12 protein-coding genes are annotated in these 13,584 nt (G+C 66.9%); 6 read left to right on the top strand and 6 right to left on the bottom strand.

What is annotated here, in order from left to right; translation table 11 throughout:
- Window positions 1–46: 46 nt before the first annotated feature.
- Window positions 47–1,324: a serine hydroxymethyltransferase gene (gene glyA, locus OSB52_RS00430; RefSeq protein WP_266059889.1), complete on the bottom strand. Its 1,278-nt coding sequence runs from the start codon at window positions 1,322–1,324 to the stop codon at window positions 47–49.
- A 26-nt stretch (window positions 1,325–1,350) separates the two neighbouring features.
- The gene (locus tag OSB52_RS00435; RefSeq protein WP_266059607.1) at window positions 1,351–2,583 is read right to left on the bottom strand and encodes a DUF885 domain-containing protein; all 1,233 of its coding nucleotides are present in this window, start codon (window positions 2,581–2,583) and stop codon (window positions 1,351–1,353) included.
- A 52-nt stretch (window positions 2,584–2,635) separates the two neighbouring features.
- On the opposite strand from OSB52_RS00435, the gene coaA reads away from it, so the two are divergent.
- Window positions 2,636–3,577 carry a type I pantothenate kinase gene (gene coaA, locus OSB52_RS00440; RefSeq protein WP_266059608.1) on the top strand — a complete coding sequence of 314 codons (942 nt, stop codon included), beginning with the start codon at window positions 2,636–2,638 and terminating at the stop codon, window positions 3,575–3,577.
- A 20-nt stretch (window positions 3,578–3,597) separates the two neighbouring features.
- On the opposite strand, the gene OSB52_RS00445 is transcribed toward coaA, so the two are convergent.
- Window positions 3,598–4,044 (bottom strand): carboxymuconolactone decarboxylase family protein, encoded by a 447-nt coding sequence (locus OSB52_RS00445; protein WP_266059891.1) that lies wholly within the window; start codon window positions 4,042–4,044, stop codon window positions 3,598–3,600.
- Window positions 4,045–4,079: 35 nt separating this feature from the next.
- The gene (locus OSB52_RS00450; protein WP_266059609.1) at window positions 4,080–4,835 is read right to left on the bottom strand and encodes an SDR family oxidoreductase; all 756 of its coding nucleotides are present in this window, start codon (window positions 4,833–4,835) and stop codon (window positions 4,080–4,082) included.
- Between the two features lie 77 nt (window positions 4,836–4,912).
- Between OSB52_RS00450 and pdxR the strand changes: the two genes are divergently transcribed.
- Both pdxR and OSB52_RS00460 read left to right on the top strand, forming a co-directional pair.
- Window positions 4,913–6,361: a MocR-like pyridoxine biosynthesis transcription factor PdxR gene (gene pdxR, locus OSB52_RS00455; protein WP_266059610.1), complete on the top strand. Its 1,449-nt coding sequence runs from the start codon at window positions 4,913–4,915 to the stop codon at window positions 6,359–6,361.
- A gap of 549 nt (window positions 6,362–6,910) precedes the next feature.
- Window positions 6,911–8,842 carry an HNH endonuclease signature motif containing protein gene (locus OSB52_RS00460; RefSeq protein ID WP_266059611.1) on the top strand — a complete coding sequence of 644 codons (1,932 nt, stop codon included), beginning with the start codon at window positions 6,911–6,913 and terminating at the stop codon, window positions 8,840–8,842.
- 44 nt (window positions 8,843–8,886) lie between these two features.
- On the opposite strand, the gene OSB52_RS00465 is transcribed toward OSB52_RS00460, so the two are convergent.
- On the bottom strand, window positions 8,887–9,669 hold the full coding sequence (locus tag OSB52_RS00465) for an isoprenyl transferase (protein WP_266059612.1): 783 nt from the start codon (window positions 9,667–9,669) through the stop codon (window positions 8,887–8,889).
- 92 nt (window positions 9,670–9,761) lie between these two features.
- Between OSB52_RS00465 and trhA the strand changes: the two genes are divergently transcribed.
- From trhA to OSB52_RS00480, 3 genes are all read left to right on the top strand, one after another.
- The gene (trhA, locus tag OSB52_RS00470) at window positions 9,762–10,388 is read left to right on the top strand and encodes a PAQR family membrane homeostasis protein TrhA (RefSeq protein WP_235723752.1); all 627 of its coding nucleotides are present in this window, start codon (window positions 9,762–9,764) and stop codon (window positions 10,386–10,388) included.
- A 103-nt stretch (window positions 10,389–10,491) separates the two neighbouring features.
- Window positions 10,492–12,108: an alkaline phosphatase D family protein gene (locus tag OSB52_RS00475; protein WP_235723663.1), complete on the top strand. Its 1,617-nt coding sequence runs from the start codon at window positions 10,492–10,494 to the stop codon at window positions 12,106–12,108.
- 82 nt (window positions 12,109–12,190) lie between these two features.
- The gene (locus OSB52_RS00480; RefSeq protein ID WP_266059613.1) at window positions 12,191–12,373 is read left to right on the top strand and encodes a hypothetical protein; all 183 of its coding nucleotides are present in this window, start codon (window positions 12,191–12,193) and stop codon (window positions 12,371–12,373) included.
- Window positions 12,374–12,441: 68 nt separating this feature from the next.
- Here the strand turns inward: OSB52_RS00480 and OSB52_RS00485 are convergent, their stop codons facing one another.
- Window positions 12,442–13,515 carry a 3-deoxy-7-phosphoheptulonate synthase gene (locus OSB52_RS00485; protein WP_266059614.1) on the bottom strand — a complete coding sequence of 358 codons (1,074 nt, stop codon included), beginning with the start codon at window positions 13,513–13,515 and terminating at the stop codon, window positions 12,442–12,444.
- Between the last annotated feature and the right edge of the window lie 69 nt (window positions 13,516–13,584).

The following is a 13,584-nucleotide window of genomic DNA, read 5'->3' on the forward strand; positions in this document are numbered from 1 at the left end:
GGGTCCGGGGGCGCAGCGCCGTCGGCGCTGCGACGTCAGGTGGGATTCACCCGCGGCTCATCAGCCCCCAGTCCTCGAGTCCGTCGTAGAGCGGGAGGTCCAGCGCCAAGCGCGACACACGCCCACGCAGGGCGGAGACGTCGGCATCGGTACCGGCCGCCAGTGCGGTCGCGATGATGTCGGCGACCTCGGTGAACTCCGTGTCCCCGAAACCGCGGGTGGCCAGCGCCGGTGTCCCGATCCGCAGACCCGAAGTCACCATCGGCGGCCGCGGATCGAAGGGCACCGCGTTCCGGTTGACCGTGATGCCGACCTGGTGCAGCAGGTCTTCGGCCTGCTGACCGTCGAGCCGGCTGTTACGCAGATCCACCAGCACGAGGTGGACGTCGGTGCCCCCGGTGAGCACCGAGATGCCCGCGTCGGCAACGTCGGAGCCGGTGAGCCGGTCGGCCAGGATCTTCGCCCCCGAGAGCGTGCGCTGCTGCCGCTCGACGAATTCGTCGGTTCCGGCGATCTTGAGCGCGACGGCCTTGCCCGCGATGGCGTGCATCAGCGGCCCGCCCTGCTGCCCGGGGAACACCGCCGAGTTGAGCTTCTTGGCCCACTCCTGCTTGGCCAGGATGATGCCCGAGCGCGGCCCGCCGAGCGTCTTGTGCACGGTGGACGAGACGACGTCCGAGTACGGCACCGGCGACGGGTGCAGCCCGGCGGCGACGAGGCCGGCGAAGTGCGCCATGTCGGTCCACAGGTAGGCGCCGACCTCGTCGGCGATGGACCGGAACGCCTCGAAGTCCAGCGTGCGCGGATATGCCGACCAGCCGGCGCAGATCACTTTCGGCTTGCCCGCGAGCGCGATCTTGCGGACCTCATCCATGTCGATGCGGAAGTCCTCTTTGCTGACGCCATAGGACTCGATCTCGTAGAGCTTGCCCGAGAAGTTCAGCCGCATGCCGTGGGTGAGATGCCCGCCGTGTGCCAGGTCGAGACCGAGCATCTTCTCGCCCGGGGTCATCAGCGCCATCAGTACGGCGGCGTTGGCCTGTGCACCCGAGTGTGGCTGGACGTTGGCGAAGTCGGCGCCGAACAGCTCTTTGGCCCGGTCGCGAGCGATGTCCTCGACGACGTCGACGTACTCGCAGCCACCGTAGTAACGACGCCCCGGGTACCCCTCGGCGTACTTGTTGGTGAGCACGCTGCCCTGGGCCTGGAGCACCGCGCGCGGCACGAAATTCTCGGACGCGATCATCTCGAGGGTGTCCCGCTGCCGGCTCAACTCGCCGTTCATCGCCGCAGCCACATCCGGGTCGAGTTCGGCCAGGGACATCGAATTCAGGCTCATGGCAGACAAGTCTATTGTCCCGGCCTCGGGTCCTGGAGTTCGGCTCTCAGCAATGCCGGGGTGAGCGGTTCGTCGAGCAGGCGACCGAAGCGTTCCAACCGCTGCGTTTCGGGTGCGGCATCGAGCCACTCACCCAGCAGGCGGTACCCCTCGACATAGGTAGAGATGTAGGCGCGCCACAGCGGGGAGGTCAGGAATCTCAGCATCTGACACGCTCGCTCGGGCGGCGCGAGCAGCCATTGCTGCAGGAACTCGGCGACAGTGTCCTGATCTGCCCGACGGTCGTGCAGCAACAGCGCAGCGTCCTGACGGACCCCCACCAAGCCCGCCGACGCGCGCGCCATCCGCACAGCACGGGCACCGTCGAACCGCAGTCCGAGATCGGCGTAGATCTCCTGCGCCCACTGACCCCAGTCCGGGCCGATCGCCGCGTGCAGGGCGTGGTCGGCGAGGCCCTCGGCCATCAGGCACTGCGGGGTGTTGACCACGAACAGGGTCTGCTCCTGCTGCCCACCGCCCACCAGGATCTCCTCTTTGCGGCAGTGCTCGGTGTGATGTCCGGGGTACGCCTCATGCGCGATGAGGTGCGGCAACGTCGACATGTACTGCGTGAGGTCGAGGTTGATGGCGACCCGCGACCGGTAATCGCCGAGGTAGTAATTGAACCCCGACCACGGCTTGTCGGTGACGACCTCGAACTCGACGATCTCGCTATCCGGCAAGGGATGAGTGGACCGCACCCGTTCGCGCAGCGCACCGGCAAAGGCGCGCACGCACTCGTCGACACGGTCCGGCGGGATCTCGTCGGATCGCTTGTAGGCCGCATAGGCCTCAGCCAGCGCTACCCCCGACGCACCCGGAACACCGAGTTCGGCGGCCATCGCCGCGTGGGCATCTCGGTATGCCTGCTGATCGCCGAGGTCGATGTCCACGTCGAAGTAGGCACGCACCTCGTCGACGAACGCGATCTCCTCACCTGCGAACTTGCGCGCCGAGCATTCCAGCGCCGCGAGGTGCGCACGCAGGAATTCCACTCGCGCGGGGCCAAGCTCGGCGGGCAGCTCTGACGAAAGTCCGCGCGCCCGATCGGCTAGTACGGCCGGGTCGGGCGCGGGAGCGGCGGCCACCTCGGCCCGCAGCGCCGGGTCGCCGGTGTAGGCGTCCACAAAACCCTCCTCCAGCCTGTCGAAGGCCAGCCCCAAGCGCAGGTAGTCCGTGATCGGTGCGGACGCGGCAGTTGTCATGACCGGAGGCTACCGGTGGTGCGCGATTCCGTCCGCCCTAAGCTGTAGGACCATGGCACGCGACACGACCGGGCGCGATCCCAGTCTGTATCTGGAGCTCGACCGTCGGCAGTGGCGTGAACTCCGCGAATCCATGCCCATGGTGTTGACCAACGCCGAGCTGCAACAGCTGGTGGGCCTCGGCGAACAGGTCGACCTCGACGAGGTCGCCGATGTGTATCTCCCGCTGTCACGTCTGATCCACCTACAGATCGCGGCACGCCAACGACTGTTCGCGGCCACGTCCACCTTTCTCGGCGAACGCCAGACCAACCGGCAGGTGCCATTCGTGATCGGCATCGCTGGCAGCGTCGCGGTGGGTAAGTCCACCACCGCCCGCGTGCTGGCCGCCCTGCTCGCGCGGTGGGAGTCGCACCCGAAGGTCGACCTGGTCACCACGGATGGATTCCTTCTGCCGACCGCCGAGTTGGAACGTCGGGGAATCATGCACCGCAAGGGTTTTCCCGAGTCCTATGACCGACGCGCGTTGCTACGTTTCGTCACCGAGGTCAAGTCCGGCGCACGCGAGGTGACCGCCCCGGTCTACTCACACATCGCCTACGACATCGTCCCGGACGTGAGGCATTATGTGCGGCAACCGGACATCCTGATCCTGGAGGGGCTCAACGTCTTGCAGACCGGACCCACCCTGATGGTGTCCGACCTGTTCGACTTCTCGATCTACGTCGATGCCAAGACCTCCGACATCGAGCAGTGGTATATCTCACGCTTCCTGCAGATGCGCACCACCGCATTCGCAGACCCACAGTCGCACTTTCATTATTACTCGTCCCTGACCGACGAGCAGGCGACCATCGCGGCGCGCGACCTGTGGACCTCGATCAACCAGCCCAACCTGATCGAGAACATCCTGCCCACCCGACCGCGCGCCACACTGGTGCTACGCAAGGACGCCGACCACTCGATCAACCGGGTCCGCCTGCGAAAGCTGTGATTTGTCAGATACCGTTGAGCTCAAGGCATTCTGCGTTCATCCAGTCCCGCGGGGTAACGTCCGGCGACAGCGATCCGGTTCCACGCGTTGATCATGACGATGGCGGCGATCACCTGCCCGAGTTCGACCTCATCGAAAAGTACTGCGGCACGCTCGAACACATTATCCGGAACGCCATCGTCGCCCACCTGAGTCACGTGCTCGGCCAGATCGAGCGCGGCCCGCTCCCGATCGGTAAAGAGGTGCGGCGCGTCGGCCCACAGGGCCACCATCCCCACCGCCTCCGGCTCCACCTCGGCCGACCGGGCATCCGACAGGTGCATGTGCAGGCAGTAGGCGCAGCCATTGATCTGCGACACCCGAATCCTGATCAGTTCGGCCAGGCGCGGCGCCAGCCCCTCGGCCGAGGCACGCTGCAACGCCACCAGAGCCTTGTACACCGTGGGGTTTGTCCGCGGAATCCACATCCGCCGAGTGTCATGCGGCGCGGCGGTCGGCGCGCTCATGCCGCGCACTCCGCATCCAACCACTGGTCCAGCGTTGTGGTGGTGACCACGTCGGGACGCTCGGGGACGAGACCACCGTTCCGAATCGCAGTGCCGCCGAAGCGGATGCCCACCACCCAGCGTGGCGACCCCGATCGGCGAGCGATGGCCTTGCCGATGTCAGCGAGGTCGAGCACGTGTGGGCCGGCCACCTCGACGTCACCTCCCGGCGCGGTGGTCACCGCACCGACCAGCGCCGCGGCGGCGTCGGCCGCCGACAGTGGCCGGCAGCGCATATGGGGCACGGCGGCAACCGGACCCAACCGCAGAGTGCTCATCATCTGCCGCGCCAACTCGTACCATTGAGCCGAGCGCACGATCGTCAGAACATCGGCGGGCAGCGACTCGCGGTAGACCTTCTCCTGCGCAGCCTTGCCCTGGTAATAGCCGAACTTGGCGTTGACCGCCGGGTCAGCGGCATTGATGATCGACAAGCACACGACCCGCCCCACGCCGGCGGACAGCGCAGCGGTCGAGACGTTGCGAGCAACCGTGCCGAAGAAGTCGATCGCGGTGTCCGCGCTGGTCGTCGTCACGTTCACGCAGTCGACAACCACGTCGGCGCCACTGAACGCTTCACTGAGTCCAGTGCTTTCGTAGGCATCGACACCTGTCGACCGATGCGCCGCGGTCACCTCAATCCCCTGCGCACGCAGGCGATTGACCACCTCACTGCCGATCTCACCGCTCGCACCCAACACGATCACCTTCATGACCGCCCCTCTCCTCGATGTGGTATCGACTTCCACAGTAGGAGTGGATTGCACCAGAAAACTGGTTCAATTCAAGGGTGGACAAGAGTGTCAATCCAGATCCGTGGGAGCGGATCGCGCAACATCTGGGCGTCGATCTCTACCTGGATCTGCAGCCCGACCCGGCGGGCAGCACCCGCGGACGAGGCGCACGCCGTCGCCACTCGCTGGCCTCCGCGCTTCGTGAAGCGATCAGCGACGGCCGATTGGGACCAGGAACCCTGCTGCCTCCGTATCGGTCGCTGGCCGCCGACGTCGGGCTCGCGCGCGGGACGGTGGCCGCCGTCTATCAGGAACTGATCGCCGAGGGGTGGCTGGTGGCCCGCCAGGGGTCGGGCACCCGAGTCGCCGACACCCCACGCCCCGGTGTCTCGGCACCCACGCGCAGTGTGCGTCAGACACCCACCACCGACCACGATTTCGGACTCGGCCAACCCAATCCGTCGCTGTTCCCGCGTGCGGACTGGATCGCCGCGACGCGTCGTGCGTTGACCGACGCCCCGGACCGGACATTCGGACCCGGCGATCCACAGGGCAGCGAACGGCTTCGCAACTCCTTGGCCGGATACCTGGCGCGCGCCCGCGGGGTGCGGACCGACCCCGCCCACATCGTGTTGACGACATCGGTTCTGCGCGCGCTGGAGTTGCTGTCGCGCAACGTATTCGGTGACGTCCTCGCGGTGGAGAGCCATGGGTTGCCGTTTCACCGCGCGGCCGTCGAACGTGGCGGAACGGCGACCATGCCAGTTCCGGTCGACGGCGACGGCGCCGCGGTCGACCGACTATCCGACGAGGCGTCGGCGGTGCTGCTGACCCCGAGCCATCAGTACCCGACCGGTGTGCCCCTGTCCCCGTCGCGCCGTGCCCGAGTCATCGAGTGGGCGGGCGATCATGACGCGCTGGTCGTCGAGGACGACTACGACGGCGAACTCCGCTACGACCGAGAGCCGGTGGGCGCCCTGCAGGCCCTCAACCCCGACGTGGTGATCTACACCGGGTCGGTCAGCAAGAGCATCTCACCGGCGGTGCGCATCGCCTGGCTGGTCCTCCCGCCTCGCCTGGTCGAGGTGGTACGCGCGACGAAAGGCCTTCGGGAACCCGACGCCAGCATCATCGATCAACTCGTCTTGGCCGAGCTCATCGATTCCGGCGCCTACGATCGGCACATCCGCCGCAGCCGCCAGTACTACCGGCGTCGGCGAGATGTCCTCACCGATGCATTCGCCCATGCGGGCGTGACGATCCCGGGGATCGCCGCCGGGCTCCACGCAGTGATCCCACTCCCTTCCCGCGACGAGGACACGGTATTCGATGCGGCACTGCGCCGACGGTTCGCTCTGGCGAAGATGTCGCAGTTTCGCCATCCGGACACAAGCATCGACGACAGCTCGCCATCGGGCCTGGTGGTCGGCTTCGGCACTCCCCCTGCTTCGTCGTATCAGGCCGACGTCCGGGCGCTGGTGTCATTGGTCACCGAGCGTGTCTGAACCCGATGATTCCCCCGACCCCTACGAACGACCGAGCCTGCGAGGCCGCGCCCCCTTATCCCTGAGAAGCGACCGACCCTGCGAGGCCGCGTCACGAAGGGTCCACCCACATCCCTCCCGCGGCGCACAAATGGTGTCAGACCCACCCGCTAGTCTGACGGCAGTCCGATTCCCCGCCAATGTTTCCCGAACATCAGAGAATCGGAGAGGAAGCCCCAACAATGAATCACGAAGAGTGCAACGAAGAACAAGCGAAACTCCCCGAACCGAAGGAAAGAACCGAGAAACGAGCGCCACCCTGATCCCTGAGGAGCGCCCGAGCGCGCGAGGCCGCGTCACGAAGGGTCCACCCACGCAACCAATCTCACGCACGAAATGTTGTCACACCCCGCCGCTATCCTGAACTCAACACCTCACCGATCGAGTCCATCCACACCGCACCCGTAGCGCACCAAAGTTGTCAGACCCGCTCGATAGTCTGATAGCAGTTCGATTCCCCGCCAACCCATCCCGACCTCAGAGACCGTCTTCGCCGGAAAGGAGCGTTTCGTGTTCACCTTCACCGACCGTGCTGCCGACGACGCTCTGCTGGCCTCCAGCAGTCTCGATGAGTTGGCGCAGCATGGTCGTGACCTGTTGCGGTTGAGTAATCAAGCCCAAGCCCTGGCGATGCAGATTGCCCGTCAGATCGGGCAATCCACCTACAACGAGCGTCTCGCCGGATACAACGATTTCGTTCCGAACCGAGTCCGCAACGCCGCCGACAAGGCCGCGAAAGGCGAAATCTCACTGCAGTTGGGTATTTCTCGACGTCAAGCCGGCGAATGGGTCGGTCTCGACGAATTACTCGACGAGCACCCCAAGATCCGTGATGCCTTCCGCTCCGGAGATTTGAGGCCCCACCGGCTGGGTGTGGCCATCCGCGGCGCCGCCACCGGCCCCACCGGCGACCTGCGGGAGCGACTCGGCGAACTCGCCGACAACGCCTACACCGACGAACCCGACAGCAAGGATGTCGAGGAGGAACTCACCCTCGACCTCGACGACCCCGAAGCCGACCTCGATCCCGGCACCGATGGTGAGCGCACCGACGGCGACGGCACTGATGATGGCGGCTCCGATGAGGCTGCGTCCGAGACCGACCCTTCCGCCACCGACGATCCCGACGACGGCGATGAGCCGTGGGATTTCGACGATGTGGTGCTCGATCTGGCCAGCCGACCCACCACCGACACCGCCCTGCGAGATGATCTCGACGCCATCATCATCAGCCTCGACCCCGATCGAGCCGCCGAGACCCGGGAGGACATCACCGACCTGTTCGGGGATGTGACGATCGGTAACGAAGCGTTCGGGCACATGACCGTCGATGCCTGCATCCCCGCCGAACACGGCGTGCACCTGCGCGACCGCATCAGCGCCCTCATCGGACGACGGGTGTGTCGTCGTGATGGGCGCAGCATCAAAGCCCAACGCGTCGCCGCGTTCGCCGAGATCATCAAAGCTCCCGGCGCAAAACTGCGCTGCCACTGCGGCGACGACACCTGCCCCGCCACACCAACCCGCACCAGCAACCCGGGGCAGGCCACGCCCGCCACCCCGAGTTCGGTCACCGACGATGTCCGCGACTCCTCGGTCGACACCAGCACGGCGGACGACACCGACGCAGCCGTCGAGACCGCCGACGAACCCGCGGTGGGTGGGCCGGATGCGGCCGAAGAACAGCCGATCACCCTCGCCGACATCGACGACGACAGCGACATCGAGGTCGAGGTCGAGGTCGAGAGCGAACAATCCGACATCGGAACCGATGACGTCGACACCGCTGACGTCGCACCCTCCCTGCAACCCCGACGAGACTTCATCACCGCACCACCCGCCGAACACGACACCGACGTCGCCGACGCGGAACCAGCCGACGACACCGACTCCGACTCCGACCTCATCGTCCCCGGCCTGACCCTGCTGCGCGACCCGACCGGTCTCGACCCGACCCGCCTGATGGGCTACGGCGCCATCGATCCCGCCCACGCCGCACGAATCGCACCACACGCCACCACCATCACCGCCCGACCGAGTGAAACCCGCACCGCCAGCGGACTGATCATCTTCGGCAACCGCACACCGGCCCCACCGATCGACCTGACCGGGCACGGTGGGTTCGCCGCCCCACCACCGGGGGCACTGACCTACAGGCCGTCAGCCGCGTTGCGGGCGGAGATCATCCAACTCGACCGGCGCTGCCGCTACCCGTACTGCGGCAGACCGTCCGAGGAATGCGAACTCGACCACCTGCTCAAGTTCTGCCATGCTGACCCGGTGGCCGGTGGCTGGACCGTGGCCTTCAACCTCGCACCCCTGTGCCGCCCCGACCACGACCGCAAACATGACGGGCCGTGGATACCGACCATGCACACCGACCGCACCATCACCTGGCGCAACGCGCGCACCGGACAGATCATCGTCACCTACCCGCGCTGACGCCTCGGCCGAATCGCGGTCACCTATCGGACCGAATCCGCGGGTCACTTGCCGAAACGACGACTCCGTGCCGCATAGTCACGCAGTGCCCGAAGAAAGTCGACCCGACGGAACTCGGGCCAGTACGCGTCGGTGAACCAGATCTCCGAATAGGCGCTCTGCCACAGCAGGAATCCGGATAGTCGCTGTTCACCCGAAGTGCGAATCACCAGGTCGGGCTCCGGTTGCCCCTTGGTGTAGAGGTGCTCGTCGATCGCATCGACCGTCACCGCATCGATCATCTGTTCCCCGGTCGCGCCCGCAGCGAGACGGTCGGCCAGCAACGACTGCACGGCGTCGACGATCTCCTGGCGGCCGCCATAGCCGACTGCGACGTTGACGTTCATACCAACTCGATCGACAGTGCGCTCCGACGCCCGACGCAGCCGCTCGGCGACCGGCTCGGGCAGCCCCGCCAGATTGCCGACGATCCGCACACACCAGTTGCCGTCCGGTCCGGAAATCTCGTCGACGATGTCGGGCACGATTTCCATCAACGCGTCGAGTTCGTCCGACGTCCGCTGCAGATTCTCTGTGGACAACAGGTAGATGGTGACCGTGGAGATGTCGAGCCCAGCACACCAGGACAGCATTTCGGCGATGCGCTGCGCACCGACCCGGTGACCGTGGCTGACGTCCTCGAATCCGGCCTCGCGCGCCCACCGCCGATTTCCGTCGCAGATGATCGCGACATGACGGGGCAACCGGGAGGTGTCCATCAGCTGGATGAGCCGACGCTCGTACACGCTGAGCATGGGACGTCGGAGCCGATCGGGAAGAAGTTTCATCGCTGCCTGATCTTATCCGCTCCAAAAGTTACGGTACCGTAGGTTCCGTGACCTTCCTGGCGCATGAGACCTCGGCACCCGTCCCGCCGCGGATGCGGGGCGTGATCCATCAGTACGCGGCTATGGCCGCCATCTGCGCCGGGTTCGCCGTGGTCGTCGGCGCCGTGATCATGCGCGGCCCCTTCGCCGCCATGACATGTGCGATTTACGCGCTCACCACCTTCGGTGTGTTCGCGGTCAGCGCGAGCTATCACCGCATCCCCTGGCGCACGCCACGGGCGAGGGTCCGAATGAAACGCGCCGACCACTCGATGATCTTCCTGTTCATCGCCGGCACCTACACGCCGTTCTGCGCGATGGCACTGCCCGCAGATGTGCGCTGGTGGGTCCTGGGCATTGTGTGGCTGGGCGCAGTTGCCGGCGTCGCGCTCAAACTCGCGTGGCCGGCAGCCCCCCGATGGCTCGGCGTGTCGCTGTATGTCCTGCTCGGCTGGGTGATCGTGGTGGTCGCACCCGCCCTGGTCACCGAGGCCGGTTGGGCGGTGATCATCCTGCTCGCCGCCGGTGGCGTGTTCTACACCGTCGGCGGCATCCTCTACGCGGCCCGCTGGCCCAACCCGTGGCCATCCACATTCGGCCATCACGAGGTGTTCCACGCCTGCACCGCCGTCGCCGCGGCACTCCACTACATCGCCGTCTGGCTGGTGCTGGCCGCCTGAGCCTCGGGCCGCCGACCCTTCCCCAACTCGTCTTCACCGATCCATCACCCGCCGGCCAGGTGTCCGTCGCACCCCGTCCAGCCGCGCCTGATCGGGTGGCGCCATGCCCAGCGGCGTGCCGGACATCGAACTCTGCGGAGACCGCACTCTCCGAATCGGCATGACCCGCCGTCGATTCCTGAGCTGGAGCGGGGCCGTCGCCGCTCTCGCATTCACGCCCGGCATCCTCGGTGACACCGCCTCGTCGACTGGTGCGTCGGCACCAGACAGCCCCCTGTTCGCCCTCGGGGTGGCGTCTGGCGATCCGCTGCCCGATGGCGTCGTGCTGTGGACACGCCTCGCCCCGCGACCACTGGCCCGCGGCGGCGGGATGGGCGCCCGTCCGATCGAGGTGGCCTGGGAAGTGGCCGCCGACGAGGCGATGACGCGACCGGTGCGCCACGGACACGCTCCGGCCACCGCGGAGAACGGCCACGCCGTGCACGTCGACGTCCGGGGGCTGGAGCCGGGTCGGGAGTACTTCTATCGATTCGCCGCTCTCGGCGAGCGATCTGCGGTCGGTCGAACCGTCACCGCACACGCCGCCGGTACGGACGCACCGATGACCTTCGCGCTCGCCTCCTGCCAGTCGTGGGCCGACGGCTACTACGTCGCCTACGCCGACATGGCCACACACGCCCCCGACGTGGTGTTCCACCTCGGCGACTACATCTACGAGAAACCCATTAATCGCGGCGGCGGTCGTCGTCACACCACGGCCATGCCCGAATCCGCGGCACGTGAATGTCTCGATCTCGACGACTACCGCGATCGATACGCCCTCTACAAACTCGACCCGCACCTCCAGCAGATCCATCGGACCAGCCCATTCGTCACCACTTTCGACGACCACGAGGTCGACAACAACTGGGCGGCGGACATACCCGAAGACGGCATGACTGTCCCCGACTTCCTCGTCCGCCGCGCCCACGGCCTGCGAGCATGGTGGGAACACACACCGGTCCGCCTGGCCCACCGTCCGTACGGCGCCGACATCCGCGCCCACCGTCGCCTGCGCTTCGGAACCCTCGCCGAGTTCAGTGTGCTCGACACCCGCAGCCATCGCAGTGACCAGGTCAACGGCGACGTCGACGCCCCGCAGGACGCCGCCACTGCCGACCCGCGTCGTTCCATCCTGGGTCCCATCCAGGAACGCTGGCTGCTCGACGGATTCGCACGCAGCGAGGCCCGTTGGAACGTGCTTGCCCATCAGACACCGATCGCCGACCTCGCCCGCACCCTCGACGGTCGGCGCGCGGTCAGCATGGACGGTTGGAGCGGATATGAGGCATGCCGGGCCCGTATACTCGACGGTGCAAGAGAGCGCGGCGTGACCGATCTGGTGTCCGTCGTCGGCGACATCCACCGCAACGTGGTGACCGACCTCCGCACCAGCTATCGCGACGAATCCCCCACCATCGGTGTCGAGTTGGCCGGCACATCGATCGCATCGGGGGCCGATGGCCGCGATAGCGACGATTCCGACCGCGCCTTGAAGGCCGCATCACCCCACGTGCGCTTCGGCAACGCCCAGCGTGGCTATGTCCTCAACCGGCTGCAGCGTGACCGTTGGGACGCCGAATTCCGGGTGGCCGACTCGATCGGCAGCCCGGCCGAGCGTCTGCACACCCGGGCAGTGGTCACCATCGAGACGGGACGCCCCGAGGTCGACATCGTCTGACGGCCCGGCGTCCTGCCTGCCGACACCCGCGGGCTGGCGCTCTGGATCGCCCGCTATCGCAAGGGCCGCCGCCGATCAGGCGGTGCAGCTCGACCGCATGCTGACCGTGGCGCGAGACGCCGGCGTCACCAACAAGGTCGAGATCACCGCGCCGGCCGATGTGCAGACCGCCTACCAGGTGACCGAGACCCGCGAGGTGTGGCAACTCGGGTCTGCTGTTCGGGCTGCTCAGCCAACTCGCGCCGACAGGGCGCGGGCGAGCTGACGGCTGCGATCACCCGGTGAGTCTCCCCCGACCACCATCGGTCGGGGGCACTCACCTGCCGAGGTCGCTCAGCTACGGGCCAGCGTCGCTAGCACGGCGGCGCTGGCCTCCCAGCCCATGCACTTGTCGGTCACCGACTGCCCATAGGTCAACTGTTCGTCGTCCGGGGATTGCGCGCCAGGCTCGAGGAAGCTCTCCAACATCACACCGCTGATCGTCACCGGTGCGCCCGACGTCCGGGTCGCACGGATGGCGGTGGCGATCTCCTCGGCGACCTCGGCCTGGCGGATGTGGTCCTTGCCCGAGTTCGCATGCGAGCAGTCGATCATGATCCGTTCGGGCAGACCGGCCTTCGCCAGCGCGGCGACCGCAGACGCGACCGACTCGGGATCGTGATTGGGTCCGGTCGTGCCACCACGCAAGATCACATGGCACTCGTCGTTGCCCGCCGTCTCGACGACCGCACCGTGTCCGAAGTCGTCGACACCGAAGAAGACGTGCTGGGCGGCTGCCGCCTTGACGCCGTCGATGGCCACCTGCACGTTGCCGTCGGTGCCGTTCTTGAAGCCGATCGGCATCGACAGGCCCGAGGCCAGCTGCCGGTGCACTTGTGACTCGGTTGTGCGGGCGCCGATCGCACCCCAGGCCACCGCGTCGGCGATGTACTGCGGGCTGGTCGGCTCGAGGAACTCACACCCGACGGGCAGACCGAGGTCGATGATGTCGAGCAGCAGCGAGCGCGCGGTGCGCAGGCCACGCTCGACGTCGAACGAACCGTCCATCCCGGGATCGTTGATGAGGCCCTTCCAGCCGACGGTGGTGCGCGGCTTCTCGAAGTAGACCCGCATGACGATCTTCAGTCGGTCCGCGTGGTCGGCGGCCAACGGCGCCAGTCGCCGTGCGTAGTCGATGGCCGCGATCGGGTCGTGTACGGAGCAGGGACCAACCACCACCAGCAGGCGGTCGTCGCGGCCGGCGAGGATGTCGGCGACCTCCTCGCGGTCACGCTGCACGGTCAGCGCACGACGCGACGTCAGCGGCAACTCGGTGCGGATGGTGTCCGGAGACGGGATGGAGCGGAACGACTTGATCCGGCGGTCCGAGGTGGATTCGGCGGCGGTCAAGTCCGAGATGGTGGTCACGTCATGCCTTTCGGGGTCAGGCCCGGTCGTATCGGGTGGCCCCTGGTTGTTCGTACGTCACCGGAGGCC

It is taken from the genome of Gordonia aquimaris (genome assembly GCF_026262595.1).
Lineage (GTDB): Bacteria > Actinomycetota > Actinomycetes > Mycobacteriales > Mycobacteriaceae > Gordonia > Gordonia tangerina.